The sequence below is a fragment of the Streptomyces ruber genome, from assembly GCF_014648075.1.
Taxonomy (GTDB): domain Bacteria; phylum Actinomycetota; class Actinomycetes; order Streptomycetales; family Streptomycetaceae; genus Streptomyces; species Streptomyces ruber.
On sequence record NZ_BMQK01000002.1, the window covers coordinates 470805 to 490093 of the forward strand.

Below are 19289 nucleotides of genomic sequence, written 5' to 3' on the forward strand. Positions count from 1 at the left end.
CGCCCCTTCGGGCGGGTCGCCTCAGGCCCTGAGCACGTCCCGTACGAACGCGTTGCGGAACTTCTCCGCCGGGTCCAGGGCGTCGGTCAGCGCCCGGAAGGCGTCCAGCCGCGGGTAACGGTCCCCGAAGCCCGCCGGCGGCACCGAGAAGACCTTGCCCCAGTGCGGGCGCGGCGCGAACGGCTCCAGCGCCTCCTCGATGCCGCGCACCACGGGCACGACGGCCGCCAGGTCGTCGACCCAGGTGAAGTGGAAGGCGACCGTGTCCCGCCCGTAGGAGGGGCTCAGCCACTGGTCGTCCGCGGCCACGGTGCGCGCCTCGCAGATCTGCAGCACCGGCGCGATCACCTCCCGTATCCCGGCCAGCGCGTGCAGCGCCTCCGTCGCGTGCTGCCGGGGCAGCAGGTACTCCGACTGGAGCTCGGTGCCGCTGCTCGGCGTGAACTCGGCGCGGAAGTGCGGCAGCCGCTCGTGCCAGGGGCCCGGGACGCCGGACTGCCGCGTGCAGTTGACCGCCGGCATCCCCGGCACGGGGTGCACCGCCTCGGTCGCGGGCGCCGCCCACGGGAAGCCGGGCATCGGCCGGTCGGTGCGCCGCTTGACCCACACGTGGTTGAAGCGCGGCTCCCGCCAGTCGGTGAACATGCTCACGCTGTACGCCGTCGCCGCCACGGCCGCGTGGTCGAGGCCGGCGAGAGGCAGGTCGACGAAGACGTGCTGCTCGACGTCGAAGGCCGGCTCCAGGTCGAGCGTCAGCGCGGTCACCACGCCGAGGGCGCCCAGGTTCACCACCGCGCCGCCGAAGCGGTCGTCCCCGCGGGCGAGGACGACCGTCTCCCCGTCCGCGGTGACCAGCTCGACCTCCCGTACGGACGACGAGAGCGGGCCGTTGGTGTCCCCCGACCCGTGCGTGCCGGTCGCCACCGAGCCGGCCACGGAGATGTGGGGGAGCGAGGCCATGTTGTGCAGCGCCAGCCCCTTCGCGTGCACCGCGGCGGCCAGTTCGGCGTACCGGACGCCGCCCCCGACCCGTACCGTACGGCCCGCCGTGTCCACCTCGATCAGCGGCGGCAGCCCGGCGAGGGAGAGCAGCGCGCCCTCGCCGCCCGGGTCGGCGATCCGGTTGAACGAGTGCCCGCTGCCGAGGACCCGCACCTTCGGACTCGCCGCGACCACGCCGCGCAGCTCCGCGACCGAGCGCGGGCGGTGCACCTCCCCGGCCGTATACGTGATGTTGCCCGCCCAGTTGGTCACGGTCTCGGCCATCGGTGTCCCTTTCCGGAAGTCCCCGCCGCATCGGCGCCGGCGAGGTGCGTACGACGGCATCCCAGCCGAAGGACAGCGCATGATCAAGAGCCGGCGGTCAGCAGCTCACGGATTCGGATGTCCCGGTTCCGGTTCCAGGAGCTCACGCAGGACGTGCCGCGCGGTGGACGCCATGGCCGGGTTCGTCCCGCGGTAGGCCCGCAGTTCCAGCAGCGCGACCGACAGGGCCCAGCCGCGGCCCCGCGCCCAGGCGGCGTCGTCGGCCCCCAGCGCGGCCCGGAAGACGGGGCGTGCGGAGGCGGGCAGGACGTACCAGGCCGCGAGCAGATCGACGGCCGGGTCGCCCAGGCCCAGGCAGCCGAAGTCGATGACGGCGCTGAGCCGGCCGCCGGCCGTCAGCACGTTCCCGGGCTGCAGGTCGGCGTGGATCCAGACCGGCGGGCCGGACGGGGCGGGGGACCGCAGGGCCGCCTCCCAGACGGCCTCCGCCGCGTCGGTGCCCACCTCCTCCCGCAGCTCCGCCAGGGCCGCGCGGGTCACCGGGTCCCGCTCGGCCAGGGGTTCGGCGCGGTAGGAGGGCGGGCCGCCGGCGGGGCCGGCGCGGTGCAGTGCGGTGACGAAGTCCGCCAGGTCGCGGGCGAGGGCGTCCGGGGCGGCGGCCCGGCCGGGCCGCGGGTTCTCCCCGTCCAGCCACCGGGACACCGACCACTCCCAGGGGAAGCCCCCGCCGGGCGCGCCCTTCACCAGGGGCACGGGCACGGGGACCGGCAGCTGCGGGGCGAGCCGCGGCAGCCAGGTGTGCTCCTTGCCGATGTCCCGCGCGGCGCCCTCGGTCCGGGGCAGCCGGACGACCAGGTCCGCGCCGAGCCGGAACATGGCGTTGGCGGTCCCGGCGGAGTCCACCGGGAGGACGGGGAGGCCGGCCCAGCGCGGGAACTGCGCGGTCACCAGGTGACGCACGAGGGCGGGGTCGACGGTGGTCTGCTCGGCTCGCACCGGGACATCCGAACGCTCCCGCGGCCCGTGCGTCAAGCGATTTCACCGGCGGCCGGCGGCGCCCGGGGTGTGCCCGGACGGCCCGTGACCTGTGTCACCCGCGGGCATCCCGCGGTGGCCGTGAGGGGACCCGGCGCCCGTCGGCGCCGGGCGGGGGCATACCGTGAGGAGTCGAGAGCAAACGCCTGAGTGACCCCGGAGCGAGTCGGGAGCGAGGAGAAACGGGATGGGCAGCCGTACGGCGCTGGTCGAGGATCTGATGGAACGGTTCCCGCACGTGCCGCGGGAGGCCGTCTTCAAGGAGGACCTGCTCAGGGGCGGGATCGCCTTCGACAAGTCGGCCCTCACCGGCAACGAGGACGGTGACGTCAAGCCGAAGTCGTACTTCATCTTCTCCTTCGACCACGGCACCCTGCCCGAGCTGGGCGAGGCCGCGCTGAACCGACCGCCCGAGGAGATCATCCTCACCGGCGGCCCGTACGACCTGCGGCGCACCGTGGTCTCCGTGCGTGTGAACCCGTCCTCCCCGTACCGGGTCGCCGCCGACGAGCACGGCGTGCTCGGCCTCTACCTGGACGGCAGGCGGATCTCGGACGTCGGCGTCCCGCCGATGCCCGAGTACTACCGGCACAAGCTCTCCAACGGGAAGTCCGTGATGGAGGTCGCCCCGACCATCCAGTGGGGCTACCTGATCTACCTCACCGTCTTCCGGGTCTGCCAGTACTTCGGCGCCAAGGAGGAGTGCCAGTACTGCGACATCAACCACAACTGGCGCCAGCACAAGGCCGCCGGACGCCCCTACACGGGCGTGAAAGACGTCGAGGAGGTGCTGGAGGCCCTCGACATCATCAACCGGTACGACACCGCGAAGGCGTCCACCGCCTACACCCTCACCGGCGGCGCGATCACCAGCACGGTCTCCGGCCGTGACGAGGCCGACTTCTACGGCCACTACGCCAAGGCCATCGAGGAGCGCTTCCCGGGCCGCTGGATCGGCAAGGTCGTCGCCCAGGCGCTGCCGCGCGACGACGTGCAGCGGTTCAAGGACTACGGCGTGCAGATCTACCACCCGAACTACGAGGTGTGGGACGAGTACCTGTTCAAGATCTTCTGCCCCGGCAAGGAGCGCTACGTCGGCCGGGACGAGTGGCACAAGCGCGTCCTGGAGTCCGCGGAGGTCTTCGGCGCGCGCAACGTGATCCCGAACTTCGTCGCGGGCGTGGAGATGGCGGAGCCCTTCGGCTTCAAGACCGTCGACGAGGCCATCGCCTCCACCACCGAGGGCCTGCGCTTCTTCATGTCCCAGGGCATCACGCCCCGCTTCACCACCTGGTGCCCGGAGCCGACCACCCCGCTGGGCAAGGCCAACCCGCAGGGCGCGCCGCTGGAGTACCACATCCGGCTGCTCCAGGCGTACCGGCAGACGATGGAGGACTTCGGGCTCTCCTCCCCGCCCGGATACGGCCCGCCCGGGCCCGGCCGCGCGGTGTTCTCCGTGAGCTCGTTCATGGACAGCCTGCCGGCGGTGGAGGAGGAGAACGCCACGGTCTGAACCGGGCGTCCGCACCGGTCGGCTGCGCAACTCCCGTGACCGGTGAGGCCATTGGGACTCCAGTACGTCAGCATGTCCGAGGTTTCCCCTCCAAGGACGCGGGAGACCCATGCCCGACCTGCCCAAGCCCCAGGACGCCACCGAGGCCACGCTGCTCTCGGAATGCTGGGACGCGGTCCTGTCGTACGCCGGTCTGTGCACCTCGGGCTCGTCCTCGGGGTCCCGGCTGGCCACCGAGGCGTTCACGCGAGGCGTCCGGCGGGCGCGCGCCGAGGAGGCCCGCGCCGGCCGGGGCCCGGGCCGCCGGGCGCCGCGGCTGCCGCGCATCCCGTTCCGGCCGGCGTCGGTGCGTACCACGGCCGCGTCCTGGGAGGCCGCGGGGGAGGGCCACCTGCTCGACCCCGGCCTGCGGCTCCGGCCCCACTCGGAGGGCGCCGCCCGGCACACCGACCCGCCCCTCACGCCCCGGCCGGCACCGGCGGCGCCGACGGGCCGGGGCGGCCCCGAGCCGGCCCCGCAGGACGAGGGAACGACTCCCACCGGGATCCCGCACCGCCCGATGGAGCCCACCCGCTCCACGGACGCCTCCTGTCACGCCCGCTACGAGGTCGTCGACGAGTGGCCGGACGGCTTCCAGGCCACGGTCACCGTCACCTCCCCCACCTCCCCCCGCGCCCTCGACGACTGGCGCATCGGCTGGACCTTCCCCGACGGCCAGCGCGTCGACCACATGTGGGACGGCTCCTTCCCCCAGGACGACGCCCGCGTCACGGCCGACCACAACAGATCCGTCACCGCCGGGGCCCCCTTCGGCGTCGGCTTCGTCGGTTCCCTGCGGAACGGCAACGGCGCCCCGCAGCGGTTCACGCTGAACGGGAGCCCTTGCGCCACGGTGCGCTGAGTAATAACCGGTTGACGATGCCGCCCGGCGCCCCGCTAGGGTGAGGGCGTTCCGCAGGGAACACGAACCCGAGGACCTCGAGGAGGTCCCGAGAGCACGGACGGAGGTGCTGACGATGGCTGTCACCGCGACGAGCGCTGCGCGCGTTCACGAACCCATCAAGTCCACCTCCGTGGCCGCCGGCTGACGCCCAGTCACATCCTCGCGCGTTCACGCGCACGCCGGGGCCGCCCCTGTGAAGGGTCTCCCTTGACTTCCCTCCCTCCTCGTTCCTCCTCCTCTCCGTCTTCCCCCTCTGCCTCCTCCGCCGGCGCGCTCGCCCCCTACGGCTGGGACCGGGCCTGGGCCGAGTCCTTCGCCCCGTACGCCGCCCAAGGGCTCGTCCCCGGCCGGGTGGTGCGCGTCGACCGCGGCCGGTGCGACGTCGTGACCGCCGAGGGGGTGCTGCGCGCGGACACCGAGTACGTGACGCCGCGCGACCCCCAGCGGGTCGTCTGCACCGGCGACTGGGTCGCCGTGGACCCGGGCGGCAGTCCCCGTTACGTACGGACGTACCTGCCGCGCCGTACCTCCTTCCTGCGCTCCACCTCCTCCAAGCGGTCCGAGGGACAGGTCCTCGCCGCCAACGTCGACCACGCCGCCGTCGCCGTCTCCCTCGCCGCCGAACTCGACCTCGGCCGCGTCGAGCGTTTCCTCGCGCTCGCCTGGGAGTCCGGGGCGCAGCCCGTCGTCGTGCTCACCAAGGCCGACCTCGTGCCGGACACGGCGACGGTCGCGCATCTCGTGGCGGACGTGGCGGCGTCCGCGCCGGGTGTGCAGGTGCTGCCGGTCAGCGCCGTCACCGGGGACGGCGTCGACATCCTGGGCGCGGTGCTCGCCGGCGGCACCTCCGTGCTGCTCGGGCAGTCCGGCGCGGGCAAGTCCTCCCTGGCCAACGCGCTGCTCGGCGAGGACGTCATGGACGTGCAGGCCGCGCGTGACGTGGACGGCAAGGGCCGCCACACCACGACCACGCGCAACCTCCTCCCGCTGCCCGGCGGCGGGGCGCTCATCGACACCCCCGGGCTGCGCGGCGTCGGCCTGTGGGACGCCGGGAGCGGGGTCGGCCAGGTGTTCGCGGAGATCGGGGAACTGGCCGCCGGCTGCCGGTTCCACGACTGCGCGCACGACGCGGAGCCGGGGTGCGCGGTGCTCGCCGCCGTCGCGTCCGGCACGCTGCCCGGGCGGCGGCTCGACAGCTACCGCAAGCTCCTCCGCGAGAACCAGTACATCGTCGCCAAGACCGACGCGCGGCTGCGCGCGGAGATGCGCCGGGAGTGGAAGCGCCGGGGCGCGGAGGGGCGGGCGGCGATGGAGATCAAGCGGGGCCGCCGGATGTAGCGGAGCCACCGGACACGGCGGGCGGGCCGCCGGCGCACGGGCCGGCACCGCCGTGTCCGATTCCCGCCAGCCCGGCCGCCGCCGGTCCCGCAGACTGGAGGGCGTGGACGACGACGGGACCAGGTACGGCATCAGCGACGAGACCAGGGACGAGACCAGGTACGAGGCGGTGCGGAGCAGGGACGCCCGGTTCGACGGGGTGTTCTTCTTCGCCGTCGTCACGACCGGCATCTACTGCCGGCCCAGTTGCCCGGCGGTGACACCGAAGCGGCACAACGTGCGGTACTTCCGGTCCGCCGCGGCCGCCCAGGGCGCCGGGTTCCGGGCCTGCCGGCGGTGCCGGCCGGACGCCGTGCCCGGCTCCGCCGAGTGGAACGTACGCGCGGACGTCGTCGGCCGCGCCATGCGCATGATCGGTGACGGCGTGGTCGACCGGGAGGGCGTCGCCGGGCTGGCCGCCCGCCTCGGCTACAGCGCCCGCCAGGTGCAGCGGCAGCTCACCGCCGAGGTGGGCGCCGGTCCCGTGGCGGTGGCGCGGGCCCAGCGGGCACACTCCGCGCGCGTGCTGCTGCAGACCACCGGTCTGCCGGTCACGCACATCGCGTTCGCGTCCGGGTTCGCCAGCGTCCGGCAGTTCAACGACACGATCCGCGCCGTGTACGCGGCCACGCCCACGCGGCTGCGCGCCGCCGCCTCCGGCCGGGACGCCCGGGCCCGGCGGGAGGCCGCCCCGGCCGCCGGGATCCCGCTGCGGCTCGCGTACCGGGGCCCGTACCGGGCGGACGCCGTCTTCGACCTGCTGGCCGCCGAGGCGCTCCCGGCCGTCGAGGAGGTGAGCGGCCCGCCCGGGCGCCGTACCTACCGGCGCACGCTCCGGCTGCCGTACGGCACCGGGACCGCCGCGGTCGACGAGCCACCGGGTGGCGGCCGGGCCGGACGCGCCGAGCAGCCGGGGAGCGGACCGGTCCGGCACGGCGGGTGGCTGGACGCCCGCATCCGCCTCACCGATCCCCGTGACCTCACCACCGCCGTCCAGCGGCTGCGCCGGCTGTTCGACCTGGACGCCGACCCGTACGCCGTGGACGAGCGTCTCGGCCGCGACCCGAGGCTCGCCCCGCTGGTGGCCGCCCGCCCCGGACTGCGGTGCCCCGGTACCGCCGACCCGGGGGAACTGGCCGTCCGGGCGCTCGTGGGGACGGAGGAGGCGGCCCGGTTGGTACAGGCGTACGGGAAGGCCCTGGACGCGCCGTACGGAACGCTCACCCACCTGTTCCCCGAACCCGCCGTCCTGGCGGCCGCCGTCCCGCCCGGCGAACCGCTCGGCGCCCTGGCCACCGCGCTCGCGGACGGGACGCTGCGGCTCGACGCGGGAGCCGACCGCGACGAGGCGCAGCGGGTCCTGCGCGCGCTGCCGGGCATGGACGCCCGTACGGCCGCCGTGATCCGCGCCCGCGCCCTCGGCGACCCCGACGTGGCCCCGCCGGACGCGGACGCCCCCGACACCTGGCGCCCCTGGCGCTCGTACGCCCTGCGCCACCTGACCACCGCGAACACCACCGCGAACACCACCGCGAGCCAGTCGCGGCGAGAGGAAGCCGGAGTCTGACATGCCCCAGCACGCGAACGTGTCCCAGCACACCTGTTACACGCACCTCGACAGCCCCGTCGGCCGGCTGCTGCTCACCGCCGACGACTCCGGCGCCCTGACGTCCCTGTCCGTGCCCGGCCAGAAGGGCGGCCGGGTGGAGCAGCCGGAGTGGCGGCACGAGCCGCGGCTGTTCGCCGAGGCGGCGGAGCAGCTCGCCGCGTACTTCGCCGGTGAGCTCAAGGAGTTCGGGCTCCGGCTGAGCAGCAGCGGGACCGCGTTCCGCGAGCGGGTCTGGGCCGCCCTCGCCGACGTGCCGTACGGAGCGACGGCGACGTACGGCGAGATCGCCGCGCGCATCGGCGCCCCGCGCGCCGCCGTCCGGGCCGTGGGCGGCGCGATCGGCGCCAACCCGCTGCTGATCGTCCGCCCCTGCCACCGGGTCATCGGCGCGAACGGGACCCTCACCGGGTACGCGGGCGGCCTCGACCGCAAGCTCCGGCTGCTCACCCTGGAGGGCGCGCTGCCGTCCGCGGTCTGATCCGCACCACCCGGCGGCCGCCCGGGGTCCCCGATCGGTTTTTCCGGATGCCCCGTTTCCAAGTCGCCGCAGCGGTGGACAATTAGGGGCATGAGCCATCAGGGGGAGAGGCCCACCGGTCATGAGGACGACTGGTGGAGGCAGTTGTACGACGACTCCGTCGACGACGCGGGGCCCACGGCCGCGGCCGATTCCCTCGACGACCGGTTCGCCTCGGCGGCGGGCACGGTGGGGAAGGGGGCGGGGACGCCGCCTCCGCCCCCGCCGCCGGTGTCGGACGTCCCGCCCTCGCCCGGCGCGGACGGGACGCCGCCCGCAGAGACCCCCGGGGCCTCCGGGGTCTCCGGGGCTCCTGGAGTGCCCGGGCAGCGCGGGCCCGCTCCGTACGACCGGTCCCCGGCGCCCGGCGGGCAGGAGCCCGCCGACCGGCCCCCGAGCGACGGTCCCGTTCCACGGTCCGCGCCCGGGGCGGCACCCTGGGAACCCCCGCCCGCCGACCCGCCGGGCCCGGTGTCCTTCCCGCCCGGCCCCAAGCCGCCGGGCTACCGCGCGGAGGCCCCCCGCGCGGTACGCCCGCCCACGCACGCGCCCCGCACCAGCCGCCCGCCGACCCAGCCACCGGGCGCGGCGGCGCCCCCGTCCCGTCCTCCCGCCGACGCCGCCCCGACCGGTTTCCGCCCGCCGCCCGGCAGCCCCTGGTCCACCGCGACCCCGCTGCCCGACGCCCTGCCACCGGACCCGCGCGACGCCCCACCGCCCGACGCCCCCCAGACCACGGCCACCCCGCGCCCCACCGCTCCCGGCCCGGCGGCCCCCACACCCGCCACCCCCGAACCGGCGGCCGCGCAGCAGCCGCCCCCCGTTCCCACCGCCCCCCACCCGTCCGACAACGCCACCCTCGTCACCGGTCCCCGCCCCGACTCTCCCGCCCACCTGGGTTCCCGTCCGCCCACCTACGACGGGGAGCCCGGCGCGCTGCCCGCCGCCGACCCGGACGGGCTCGACGAGCTCGTCGCGGACACCGTGCTGGACGGGGCGCGTCATGGGACGTACACGCTGCGGGCGGCGTCGGGGCGCGGGGACTCCGCGCGGTTCCGGGGCGAGCCGCGCCGGGACGCGCTGCTCACCGCCCGGTTCGGCACCGGCGAACAGGCGCTGGTGCTCGTCGCGGTGGCGACCGGCGCCCGCGCCGTACCGGGCGCGCACAGGGCGGCGGCCGAGGCGTGCCGCTGGATCGGGCGGGCCGTGGGCCACCACCACGCCCGGCTCGTCGAGGACATCCGCGACGCCCGTCGCGGCGACCTCAAGTCCGGGCTGCACCGGCTCACCGACCGCAGCCTCGGCAGGCTGCGCGTCACCGCCGCCGAGCGCGGCCTCGATCCGGACGAGTACACGGCCTCGCTCCGCTGCCTGCTGCTCCCGGCCGACCCGGAGTGCCGTACCCGCGTGTTCTTCGGCGTGGGCGCCGGCGGGCTGTTCCGGCTGCGGGACGACGAGTGGCAGGACATAGAGCCACGAGCCGCCGAGGGAGCGGGCGCGCCCGTGCTGGGATTCGGGTCGCTGCCCCACGAGACCGCCGACGGCGACCGCCTGACCATGCACCTCGGCGTCGTGCCTCCGCCGAGCCCGTACTCGGCGCACCACCGGGTCGGGGCCGAGGGCCCGCCCCGCGAGCCCTTCCGCTTCCGTGCCTCCGTCGCCCGCCCGGGCGACACGCTCCTGCTGTGCAGCGCGGGGTTCGCCGACCCGCTGCGCGGCGAACCCTCGCTCGCCGAGCATCTCGCGGGCCGCTGGGCGGGCGCGAAACCGCCGGGCCTCGCCGCGTTCCTCGCCGACACGCAGGTACGGGTGAAGGGGTACGCGGACGACCGTACGGCCGTCGCCGTCTGGGAGGCGTGAGCGGCTTACATGTGCATTCATGGACCCGGAGGAAATCTGCGAGGGATCTTCAGCAGACCGAAGGGCACACGAGAGCCATGGCCAAGCAGAATGTAGCCGAGCAGTTCGTCGACATCCTCGTCCGCGCCGGAGTGAGCCGCCTCTACGGGGTCGTCGGCGACAGCCTCAATCCGGTCGTCGACGCCGTCCGCCGCCACTCCGGCATCGACTGGGTGCACGTACGCCACGAGGAGACCGCCGCCTTCGCCGCCGGTGCGGAGGCCCAGATCACCGGGAAGCTGGCCGCCTGCGCGGGCTCCTGCGGCCCGGGGAACCTGCACCTCGTCAACGGCCTGTACGACGCCCACCGCTCCATGGCCCCGGTCCTCGCCCTCGCCTCCCACATCCCCTCCAGTGAGATCGGCCTCGGCTACTTCCAGGAGACCCACCCCGACCGGCTGTTCACCGAGTGCAGCCACTACAGCGAGCTGATCTCCAGCCCGAAGCAGATGCCGCGGCTGCTGAACACCGCCATCCAGCACGCCGTCGGCCGGTCCGGCGTCAGCGTGGTCTCGCTGCCCGGCGACATCGCCGGCGAGGAGGCACCCGAGAAGGCCGCCGACACCGCCCTCGTCACCTCCCGGCCCACCGTCCGCCCCGGCGACGCCGAGATCGACCGGCTCGTGGAGATGATCGACGAGGCCGACAAGGTCACCCTCTTCTGCGGCGCCGGCACGGCGGGGGCGCACGCGGAGGTCATGGAGTTCGCGGGGAAGATCAAGTCACCGGTGGGGCACGCCCTGCGCGGCAAGGAGTGGATCCAGTACGACAACCCCTACGACGTCGGCATGAGCGGCCTCCTCGGCTACGGCGCCGCCTACGAGGCGACCCACGAGTGCGACCTGCTGATCCTGCTGGGCACCGACTTCCCGTACAACGCGTTCCTGCCCGAGGACGTCCGGATCGCGCAGGTCGACGTACGCCCGGAGGTCCTCGGCCGGCGTTCCAAGCTGGACCTCGCGGTGTGGGGCGACGTGAAGGAGACGCTGCGCTGTCTCACCGAGCGGGTGAAGACGAAGAAGAGCCGCCGCTTCCTCGACAAGATGCTCAAGAAGCACGCGGACGCGCTGGAGGGGGTGGTCTCCGCGTACACGAAGAAGGTCGACAAGCACGTCCCCATCCACCCCGAGTACGTGGCGTCCGTCCTCGACGAGATCGCCGATGACGACGCGGTCTTCACGGTTGATACCGGTATGTGCAACGTCTGGGCCGCGCGCTACATCTCGCCCAACGGCAGGCGCCGCATCATCGGCTCCTTCTCGCACGGCTCGATGGCGAACGCGCTGCCGATGGCGATCGGCGCCCAGTTCACCGACCGGAAACGGCAGGTCGTGTCGATGTCCGGCGACGGCGGGTTCTCGATGCTGATGGGCGACTTCCTGACGCTCGTGCAGTACGACCTGCCGGTCAAGGTCGTCCTCTTCAACAACTCCTCGCTCAGCATGGTGGAGCTGGAGATGCTGGTGGCCGGGCTCCCCTCGCACGGCACGGCCAACACCAACCCCGACTTCGCCGCCGTCGCCCGTGCCTGCGGGGCGTACGGCGTCCGCGTGGAGAAGCCGAAGCAGCTCGCCGGCGCGCTGAAGGAGGCCTTCAAGCACAAGGGCCCGGCGCTCGTCGACATCGTCACCGACCCCAACGCCCTGTCCATGCCGCCGAAGATCAGCACGGACATGGTGACCGGCTTCGCGCTGTCCGCCTCGAAGATGGTGCTGGACGGCGGCGTCGGCCGCATGCTGCAGATGGCCCGCTCCAACCTGCGCAACGTGCCGAGGCCCTGAACGATTCCGGCGTCGCCGCGCGTACGCGTCGCACGCGCCGGCCGGCACGGCGCCCGGGAACGGCGCCCCGGTGCTTCCGGGCGATCCGGCGCCGATCCGTGAGCCGGTCCGGCTGACCCACCTCGTGGGAGGCGTCCGCGGGGCGCGTAGCCCCCGGCGCCTGGTCGGGTACGGCCGGATCGGCAGGCGTCCCTGGACGTGCGGAACCGGCGGGCGCGGTCGGCCCGGCGACGGCCGAACGGGCCGGAATGCCCCTTTGACGACCCTTCAACAGGCTTTTCCCCGTGGATGGGAACGCTCTCACGGCAATCAGCGGTTCGGTTTGACGGAGCGCGTTCGACCGATCACGCGCGGTGGTTCACGATTCAGCATGACTGCCGTGTTCCACGCCCGGGCATGGATCTCGTGAACGTGTTCGAGCAGGAAGGATTCGACTTCGGCGTGCGGGCGGGGGTCATGAGAAGGCAGGCACGAGGGGGTGGTTCCATGGGGGTCGGAGCCTCTTCGATGGAGAAGGCGGAGGCGGCGGCCGACGGCGCACCGGACCGGCCGGGGGCGGAACAGCTCCGGCGCAGGCTGGCACGGGCGGACCTGCGCGCGGTCCCCGAGGTTCGGCGGGCGCTCAGAGAGCTGCTCGAGACCTGGGGAGAACCCGGCAGGTCGGATGTCGCCGAGCTGCTGACCAGTGAACTCGTCACCAACGCATTGCTCCACACCGATCACGACGCCGTGCTGACGGCGACCGTCACCGCACGCGGACTGCGCGTGGAGGTACGGGACTTCGTGGCTCGCAAACCCCGGCTGCGCGTATCGGACGCCGACTGCGATACGCACGGCAGGGGTCTGTACCTGGTCCAGTCCCTCGCGGACGCGTGGGGCGTGCGGAGTCACGGAGTGGGCAAATCGGTGTGGTTCGAACTCCACGCGGAAGCGGCCTGAGCGAACCGGCGAAAGAAGAGAGAGGGAACGGCGAGGGGGCGCGGCGTACGGGCCGCGCCCCCTCGTCATGGAGCTGTCGGTCGTCCGGGCGTCCGCCGGAGTGCTCAGCCGAACTGCTGCTCCAGGTCCTTGAGCTTGCGCTCCAGGGAGTCGAGTCGCGGGAGGGCCTGTGTGTCGTCCTCCGCGGTGAGGTCAACGGTCTGCTTGTCGGAACCGCTGCGGACGGGCTGCAGCGAGGGCCGGGTACGCACGGGCAGCTGCTCCGCGCCGGATATGGCAGGCTCCGCGGTGGCGGGCGCGGGGGCCCGTTCGACGGTCGCCACCTCGACCTGCCGGCCGTCGCCACGGCCGAGCGTGCGCCGGTGGCCGCGGCTGATCGCCTTCAGCTGGGCGCGCTCCAGCTTCTCCTGGTCGCGGCGGCGCTGCCGCTCCTGCTCCTTCTTGCGCTTCTCGTCGCGCACCTCGTCCACGGCCTCGTCCAGGCTGCGCACGCCCTCGAGGAGCATCAGCGACCAGGCCTTGTAGGTCTCCCGGGGCGCCCGCACCCAGCGGACGACACGGATCTGCGGCAGCGGACGCGGGATCAGGCCCTGCTCGCGCAGCGCGGCACGACGGGTCTGCTTGAGCGCGCGGTCGAACAGCACCGCGGCCGACAGGGACATGCCGGCGAAGAAGTGCTGGGCGCCCTCGTGGCCCGTGCCCGTCGGGGCGTGCACCCAGTTGAACCAGGCCGCCGCGCCCGCGAACGTCCACACGAGTATCCGGGAGCCGAGCGCCGCGTCACCGTGGCTGGCCTCACGCACCGCGAGCACCGAGCAGAACATGGCGGCGCCGTCCAGGCCGAACGGGACCAGGTACTCCCAGCCGCCGGACAGGTTCAGGTTCTGCCGGCCGAAGCCGACCAGCCCGTGGAAGGAGAGCGCGGCCGCGACCGCGGCACAGCAGAAGAGGAGGACGTAGGAGGCCGTTCCGTATATGGCCTCCTTGCGCCTGCGGCGCTCCTCGCTGCGCTCCCACGAGTCCTCGGTCTTCGCGTGCTCCCCGGACTTCTTGCCGCGCGCCAGCACCGCCACCGCCGCCAGCAGCCCCAGGAGCAGTACGGCGCCCGGAAGCAGCCAGTTCAGCGATATGTCGGTCAATCTCATCACGGGTCCCTTGCATTGGGATAGGGCGTAACGCCCGCCATAGTGGACCAATCCCCTCGGCCCTCAGGGGGGTTTCGGGGCAACAGACCGCCAAGGAAGGGCAAGGGGATGCACCGGGCGGCAATCTGCTCGAACTGCCGCGCGAAGGCCGGGAGTTGAGTGCGAATAAGACTACCCGTACGGATGGTTCTCACGAAAGTTCCTGCGGCAGGTGAGGAAGTTGTGAAGCACCTGTGACCCGCGGGCGGCCCGCATCGCGGGATGATCTTACGGGACCTCGTCGCACACCTGTGCCCACACCCTCGGCCGGACGCCTGGCCGGGGGGCCGGATGTGATGCGCCGTCAGCTCGCGGCGCCGGCCGTCAGCTTGGCGACGCGGTCGGCGTCGCAGGTGCGCGGGCAGGTGGCGCAGGTGTCCTCGGGGCGCAGCGTGTAGAACATGCAGCAGCTGGCCCGGTCCCGGGTGGGCAGCGACTCGCCGTTCGGCCCGGTCAGCTCGCGGAAGGCCGCGGCGCCCGCGTACGGCTTGGTCGCGCCCGGCAGCAGCAGCTCCAGCTCGCGCATCGCGCGCTCCTCCTCGCCGAGGAGGTGGGCGACGTACCAGAGGCCCTCGACGATCTCGTCGGTCGCCATGCCCCACAGGGCGCGCCCGCGCCGCCGCATACGGGGGCCGAAGCCGTCGAGCAGGGGTCCGAGGTGCTCGGCGACGGCCGTCCGCACCTCGGCGCGCAGCGCCTCCTCGTCCGGGACGACGCGTGCGCCGGGCAGGCCCGCCGCCGGGTCGTCGGGCAGGCAGGCGAACCCGCCGATCCGGACCGCCATGCGGCCGAGCCCGCGGTGGAAGGCGACGTGCTCCACCGGGAGGCGGGGGACGCGGCGCACCAGGAACCAGGGGAGGGTGAACAGCAGGCAGGCCGGCCAGGCGTAACGGTGCAGCGCGAAGCTCGCGACGACGTCCGGGCGGGCCTTGCGGCCGTAGTCCCGCAGCACCTGCTCGTCGTCCCAGGCGAGGAACGCCTCGAGGTCCGCCCCGCCCGCCGCGAGCCGGGCGGCCTCCGCCCAGCCGTCGCCCCGCGGCATCTCGTCCGCGGGGGAGAGCTCCATGACCCCGAGCCCGGGGAACACCTCGGTGAGGCGGGTGTACGCGTCCATGACGGGCGAGACGGCCGGTGCTGTGAGCGGCATGCGAGGCCCCCGGGGTCGCGGTCGGCGATCGAGTCGACGATCGAGGCGGCGATTGATCAACAAAAGGTAAGCCTCACCTTACCTGATGAAATCCGTATTTGAACTGGCGCTTGGTGCGCTTAGGGTGCTTTACGACCGGTAACAACCCGGGTAACGCCCTTGGGCACCCAGCACCCGTGCAACAGCGACCCCGCAGGAGGAACCCGTGGAGCAGGCCGGCCCACGCACGCGTGACCCGCAGGCCCGCACCGAGGCCGGGGCGGGGCGCCCCGAGGCGTGTCCGCGTGCCGCGCGGGTGCCCGTGCAGCAGCGGGCGGCGGAGGCGGACCGGTCGCGGGGCCAGGGGCACACCGCGCGCGCCGTGGGCGGCCCGCACGCGGCCGGTGCCGACCGGGCGAGGGGCGAGCACGTGCACGACGGCCCGTCCCTGTCGCGACCGCACCCGGACGGCCCGGTCCGCCCCGGCGACCCGGCCCGCCCGGTCGTGCAGCGGTCCTCCGTCCGCGGGCAGATACTCGACGCCCTGCGGGCCGCGCTCGGGGCGGGGGAGCTCACGCCGGGGGAGGTGTACTCGGCGCCCGCGCTCGGCGAGCGCTTCGGGGTGTCCGCGACGCCGGTGCGCGAGGCCATGCAGCAGCTGGCCCTGGAGGGCGCCGTCGAGGTGGTGCCCAACCGCGGCTTCCGCGTGGTCCGGCGGGGCGCCCGCGAGCTGGCCGAGCTGGCCGGGATCCGCGCCCTGCTGGAGGTCCCCGTGATCCTGAGCCTGGCCCGCACGGTGCCCGCCGGGCGCTGGGCGGAACTCCGGCCGCTCGCCGAGGACGCGGCGCGCGCCGCGTCCTCCGGCTGCCGGCTGGCCTACGGCGAGGCCGACCGCGCCTTCCATTGCGCGGTGCTCGGCCGGGCCGGCAACGAGCAGCTGGTACGGCTCGCCTGCGACCTGCACCGCCGCACCCAGCTGCCGCGCAGCAGCGTCCCCTCGGCCGCCGTGCGCACCGAGCTGATGGCGGACGCGGCGGAGCACATCGCCCTCCTGGACGCCCTCGGGGCCCAGGACCTGGAGGCCGTCGAGTGCCTGGTGGAACAGCACTTCGGCACCTCGTTACCGCTCGGCGCGGTGTGAGCGGCCGCACGTCTCCGGCTCGGAGCGCCGCCCCGGCTCGGAGTGCCACCCCGGCTCGGAGCGCCGCCCCGGCTCGGAGCGCCGCCCCGGCTCGGACCGCCGTCTCCGGCTCGGACCGCCGTCTCCGGCTCGGAGCGCCGTCGCCGGCTCAGACCGCCGTCGCCGGCGGTGGAGCCAGCCGTTCGGCCAGCCAGGTCGGGACGCCGCCCAGGAGGCGGAAAAGCCGGGTCGCCTCCGCGCGCAGCCGGGTCGCCTCCGGTTCGGTCTCCGCGTCGGCCAGGGACACCAGCGCGGGCGCCGTACCGACGAGGTAGCCCAGTTCCTCACGGATCCGCAGCGACTCGGCGAACCCCTGCCGGGCCTCCGCCAGTTCGCCGTCGCGCAGGGCGAGCCCGGCCAGGTGCCGCCAGGTGGAGGAGAGCAGCAGCGGATCGCCGTGCGCGGTGGCGGCCGCGTGGGCCCGGCGGTAGGCGGCGCGGGCGGCCTGCGGGGAGCGGGCCAGGTTCTCGGCCAGCAGCCCCCGGCGGAAGTCCAGCAGTGCCCGGCCCGGGGCGCCCGGGGCGATCAGCGCCGCCGCCCGGCCGAGCGCGGCACGCGCCTCGTCGGCCCGGTCCCGCACGCCCAGGACCGTCGCCGCGTACCCCAGCTGCCCGCGCTCGCAGGCCGCGGCACCCCGTTCGTCGTCGCTCCGGGCCTGCGCCTCCGCCGTGCGCAGCGCGTCCTCGGCCTCCTCCCAGCCCTGCTCGGTGTACAGGCACCGCTCCACCAGGAGTGCGGCCCGCTGGAGCGCGGCCGCCGCCGTGGTCGGCCTCAGCAGCGCCGCCGCGTCGGCCCAGCAGGCGCGCGAGCGCAGCCGCCATACCGCGGTCTGGAGTGGATCGTCACCTTCGGTCGTTCCTGTACCAGACATGGCGGTATGCGCCACGTTGCCCTCCCCTAGCACGTCATCGAGCTGTTGAGTGGTGGCCGCATCTCAGCACGGAACGCGGCACCCGGCCAAGGGGCTGGGTGAAGGATTTCACAAAGTCATGGGGTGTGGACAGCGCGGCGTGAGATCCGGTGCGCACCCCCGTGACCTCAGCTCATGCGCAGGGCCAGGAAGAAGTCCAGCTTGTCCTCCAGGCGGGACAGATCCCGGCCCGTCAACTGCTCGATCCGGCCCACCCGGTACCGCAGCGTGTTGACGTGCAGGTGCAGCCGCGCCGCGCAGCGCGTCCACGAACCGTCGGAGTCGAGGAACGCCTCCAGCGTCGGGATCAGCTCCGCGCGGTGCCGGCGGTCGTAGTCCCGCAGCGGGTCGAGGAGCCGGGCGGTGAAGGCGCGGCGCACGTCGTCCGGGACGAACGGCAGCAGCAGCACGTGCGAGGCCAGCTCCTGGTGGCCGGCCGCGCAGACCCGCCCGGACCGTGCCGCCGCCACCCGGCGCGCGTGCCGGGCCTCCTCCAGCGCGCCCCGCAGCCCCTCGGCCGAGTGCACCGCCGCGCTGACGCCGAGCGTGAGCCGTCCGTCGTCGTCCAGGCCCGCCGTCAGCGGCACACGCACGGCCTCCAGCAGGGCGTCGGCGAGGACGCCGCTCTCCGGGCCGTCGTGCTCGCCCGTCATGGCCGAAAGGGGCACCAGCGCGACCGCCTCGGCGCCGTTGTGCGCGACGGCGATCCGGTCCGCGTACTCCGTCCCGGACGCCCCGGACGACCGGGGCGCGACCAGGATCTCCTCCAGCAGCGCCTGCGCGACCGGCCCGCCGTCGGCCCCGGCCGAGGAGCTCCCGGCCCCGGACCCGTCCCGTGCGTCGTGCCCGTCGTCCCACTCGACCCGGGCCACGACCACCTGCCAGTGCGGGGCGGCGCCCACCCCGGGCAGCAGCACCGGCGCCGCCACCCGCAGCCGGGCCGCGATCTCGCCGGGCGCGGCACCCGCCTGCACCAGCTCGAGCACCTCCTGTGCGAGCCGCCGCCGTACGGTGCGCGCCGCGTCCCGCCGGTCCCGCTCCACGGCGATCAGCTGGGTCACCCCGTGCAGCAGGTCGAGCCGCTCCTCGGCCCAGTCCCCGGCGTCGGCCTCGACCGCGAGCAGCCAGTCGGAGAGCACGGCCTGCCGCACGTCGCGGGCGGCGCCCCGGTCCGGGCCGTCCGCGGCCGCCGCCGGGCGGTGCCCGCCGCGCACCGGGAACAGCGAGTACGTCGTCGGGCCGACCGTCACCCGGTGGGGTCCGCGCCGGCCCGTGCGCCCGGCCGCCAGGTGCTCGGCGGCCAGCCGCGTGGCCACGTCGGCGGGGAGCACGGCCCCGTCGGCCCTCGGGCCCGCGACGGGCCGCCCGGTGGGGGAGAGCACCCAGGCGCGCAGGTCGAGGTCGGAGCCCAGCAGGTCGAGCACCACGTCCGGGCCGCCGCCCGCCGGGCCCGAGGTCATCATGCGGCGGTGCCGGTCCACCACGGCCGCGAGGTCCCCGGCGCGTTCGCCCGAGACCTGCCGCACGACGTGCTCGGTGATCGTCGCGAAGGCCACCGACTCGTGGACCGCGAACAGCGGCAGCCGGTGCCGGCCGCACGCCTCGACGAGGTCCTCGGGAACGGGCCCCAGCTCGGCCTCGCCCGCGGCCAGCGCGGTGACGCCGGCCCCCACCAGGATGCGTACGAACGGCTCGGAGTCGGCGGCGTCCCGGCGCCAGGCGAGCCCGGTGAGCACCAGTTCGCCGCCCGAGAGGTAGCGGCTGGGGTCCCTCAGGTCCGTGGTCATCACACCGCGCACGGTGCGGTCCAGCTCGTCCTCACCGCCGAGCAGCCGCAGCCCCAGCGCGTCGGTGTCCAGAAGTGCGCGCAGCCGCATGTCTCTTCGCCGCCGTTCCTCGTGGTCTCGTGTCGTTCTCGTCCGGACCCTGTCCGGGTGTGCAAGTGCTTCTCGTTTCCCGGGGGAAACGGCGAGGTTTCTGACGACCTCCTTTCATATGAATCTACAAGAC

Annotated in this window: 15 protein-coding genes; 9 read left to right on the top strand and 6 right to left on the bottom strand. The window is 74.5% G+C overall.

The genetic code is table 11. From position 1 onward, the window contains the following. Positions 1 to 21: 21 nt before the first annotated feature. On the bottom strand, positions 22 to 1266 hold the full coding sequence (locus tag IEZ04_RS06560; protein WP_189215725.1) for an FAD-binding protein: 1245 nt from the start codon (positions 1264 to 1266) through the stop codon (positions 22 to 24). A gap of 105 nt (positions 1267 to 1371) precedes the next feature. After that, positions 1372 to 2262 (bottom strand): aminoglycoside phosphotransferase family protein, encoded by an 891-nt coding sequence (locus tag IEZ04_RS06565; protein WP_189215726.1) that lies wholly within the window; start codon positions 2260 to 2262, stop codon positions 1372 to 1374. A gap of 226 nt (positions 2263 to 2488) precedes the next feature. On the opposite strand from IEZ04_RS06565, the gene IEZ04_RS06570 reads away from it, so the two are divergent. The 8 genes from IEZ04_RS06570 to IEZ04_RS06605 all read left to right on the top strand — a co-directional run bounded on the left by IEZ04_RS06570 (position 2489) and on the right by IEZ04_RS06605 (position 12879). Continuing rightward, positions 2489 to 3814, top strand: coding sequence for a radical SAM protein (locus tag IEZ04_RS06570; protein WP_189215727.1), 1326 nt, complete (start codon positions 2489 to 2491; stop codon positions 3812 to 3814). Positions 3815 to 3923: 109 nt separating this feature from the next. Further along, positions 3924 to 4715, top strand: a complete 792-nt coding sequence (locus IEZ04_RS06575) for a cellulose binding domain-containing protein (RefSeq protein WP_189215728.1) — start codon at positions 3924 to 3926, stop codon at positions 4713 to 4715. Positions 4716 to 4964: 249 nt separating this feature from the next. Beyond that, the gene (gene rsgA / locus IEZ04_RS06580) at positions 4965 to 6095 is read left to right on the top strand and encodes a ribosome small subunit-dependent GTPase A (protein ID WP_189215729.1); all 1131 of its coding nucleotides are present in this window, start codon (positions 4965 to 4967) and stop codon (positions 6093 to 6095) included. 103 nt (positions 6096 to 6198) lie between these two features. Beyond that, complete coding sequence (locus IEZ04_RS06585; protein ID WP_189215730.1) at positions 6199 to 7701, top strand: DNA-3-methyladenine glycosylase 2 family protein; 1503 nt, start codon at positions 6199 to 6201, stop codon at positions 7699 to 7701. A gap of 1 nt (position 7702) precedes the next feature. After that, a complete protein-coding gene (locus tag IEZ04_RS06590) occupies positions 7703 to 8221 on the top strand; it encodes a methylated-DNA--[protein]-cysteine S-methyltransferase (protein ID WP_189215731.1) in 519 nt (172 codons plus the stop codon). Positions 8222 to 8311: 90 nt separating this feature from the next. Continuing rightward, positions 8312 to 10120, top strand: a complete 1809-nt coding sequence (locus tag IEZ04_RS06595; protein WP_189215732.1) for a protein phosphatase 2C domain-containing protein — start codon at positions 8312 to 8314, stop codon at positions 10118 to 10120. Between the two features lie 77 nt (positions 10121 to 10197). Next, a complete protein-coding gene (locus IEZ04_RS06600; protein ID WP_189215733.1) occupies positions 10198 to 11940 on the top strand; it encodes a pyruvate dehydrogenase in 1743 nt (580 codons plus the stop codon). Between the two features lie 507 nt (positions 11941 to 12447). After that, entirely contained in the window at positions 12448 to 12879 is a 432-nt protein-coding gene (locus IEZ04_RS06605) for an ATP-binding protein (RefSeq protein WP_229820890.1), read from the top strand. A 104-nt stretch (positions 12880 to 12983) separates the two neighbouring features. Here the strand turns inward: IEZ04_RS06605 and IEZ04_RS06610 are convergent, their stop codons facing one another. Both IEZ04_RS06610 and IEZ04_RS06615 read right to left on the bottom strand, forming a co-directional pair. Beyond that, the gene (locus tag IEZ04_RS06610; RefSeq protein ID WP_189215734.1) at positions 12984 to 14024 is read right to left on the bottom strand and encodes a DUF2637 domain-containing protein; all 1041 of its coding nucleotides are present in this window, start codon (positions 14022 to 14024) and stop codon (positions 12984 to 12986) included. Positions 14025 to 14367: 343 nt separating this feature from the next. Then, positions 14368 to 15210: a (2Fe-2S)-binding protein gene (locus IEZ04_RS06615; protein ID WP_189215735.1), complete on the bottom strand. Its 843-nt coding sequence runs from the start codon at positions 15208 to 15210 to the stop codon at positions 14368 to 14370. 205 nt (positions 15211 to 15415) lie between these two features. Here IEZ04_RS06615 and IEZ04_RS06620 point away from each other — a divergent pair, with 205 nt between their 5' ends. Continuing rightward, on the top strand, positions 15416 to 16330 hold the full coding sequence (locus tag IEZ04_RS06620; protein WP_373296263.1) for a GntR family transcriptional regulator: 915 nt from the start codon (positions 15416 to 15418) through the stop codon (positions 16328 to 16330). 148 nt (positions 16331 to 16478) lie between these two features. Here IEZ04_RS06620 and IEZ04_RS06625 read toward each other — a convergent pair whose 3' ends face one another. Both IEZ04_RS06625 and IEZ04_RS06630 read right to left on the bottom strand, forming a co-directional pair. Next, positions 16479 to 17255, bottom strand: a complete 777-nt coding sequence (locus IEZ04_RS06625) for a hypothetical protein (protein WP_189215736.1) — start codon at positions 17253 to 17255, stop codon at positions 16479 to 16481. Between the two features lie 152 nt (positions 17256 to 17407). Then, the gene (locus IEZ04_RS06630; RefSeq protein WP_189215737.1) at positions 17408 to 19156 is read right to left on the bottom strand and encodes a PucR family transcriptional regulator ligand-binding domain-containing protein; all 1749 of its coding nucleotides are present in this window, start codon (positions 19154 to 19156) and stop codon (positions 17408 to 17410) included. Positions 19157 to 19289: the final 133 nt, after the last annotated feature.

Coding starts and splice junctions, on each gene's coding strand:
- IEZ04_RS06610 (WP_189215734.1), bottom strand. CDS start 14,024: ATGAGATTGACCGACATATCGCTGAACTGGCTGCTTCCGGGCGCCGTA.
- IEZ04_RS06560 (WP_189215725.1), bottom strand. CDS start 1,266: ATGGCCGAGACCGTGACCAACTGGGCGGGCAACATCACGTATACGGCC.
- IEZ04_RS06605 (WP_229820890.1), top strand. CDS start 12,448: ATGGAGAAGGCGGAGGCGGCGGCCGACGGCGCACCGGACCGGCCGGGG.
- IEZ04_RS06600 (WP_189215733.1), top strand. CDS start 10,198: ATGGCCAAGCAGAATGTAGCCGAGCAGTTCGTCGACATCCTCGTCCGC.
- IEZ04_RS06575 (WP_189215728.1), top strand. CDS start 3,924: ATGCCCGACCTGCCCAAGCCCCAGGACGCCACCGAGGCCACGCTGCTC.
- IEZ04_RS06570 (WP_189215727.1), top strand. CDS start 2,489: ATGGGCAGCCGTACGGCGCTGGTCGAGGATCTGATGGAACGGTTCCCG.
- IEZ04_RS06590 (WP_189215731.1), top strand. CDS start 7,703: ATGCCCCAGCACGCGAACGTGTCCCAGCACACCTGTTACACGCACCTC.
- IEZ04_RS06595 (WP_189215732.1), top strand. CDS start 8,312: ATGAGCCATCAGGGGGAGAGGCCCACCGGTCATGAGGACGACTGGTGG.
- IEZ04_RS06630 (WP_189215737.1), bottom strand. CDS start 19,156: ATGCGGCTGCGCGCACTTCTGGACACCGACGCGCTGGGGCTGCGGCTG.
- IEZ04_RS06615 (WP_189215735.1), bottom strand. CDS start 15,210: ATGCCGCTCACAGCACCGGCCGTCTCGCCCGTCATGGACGCGTACACC.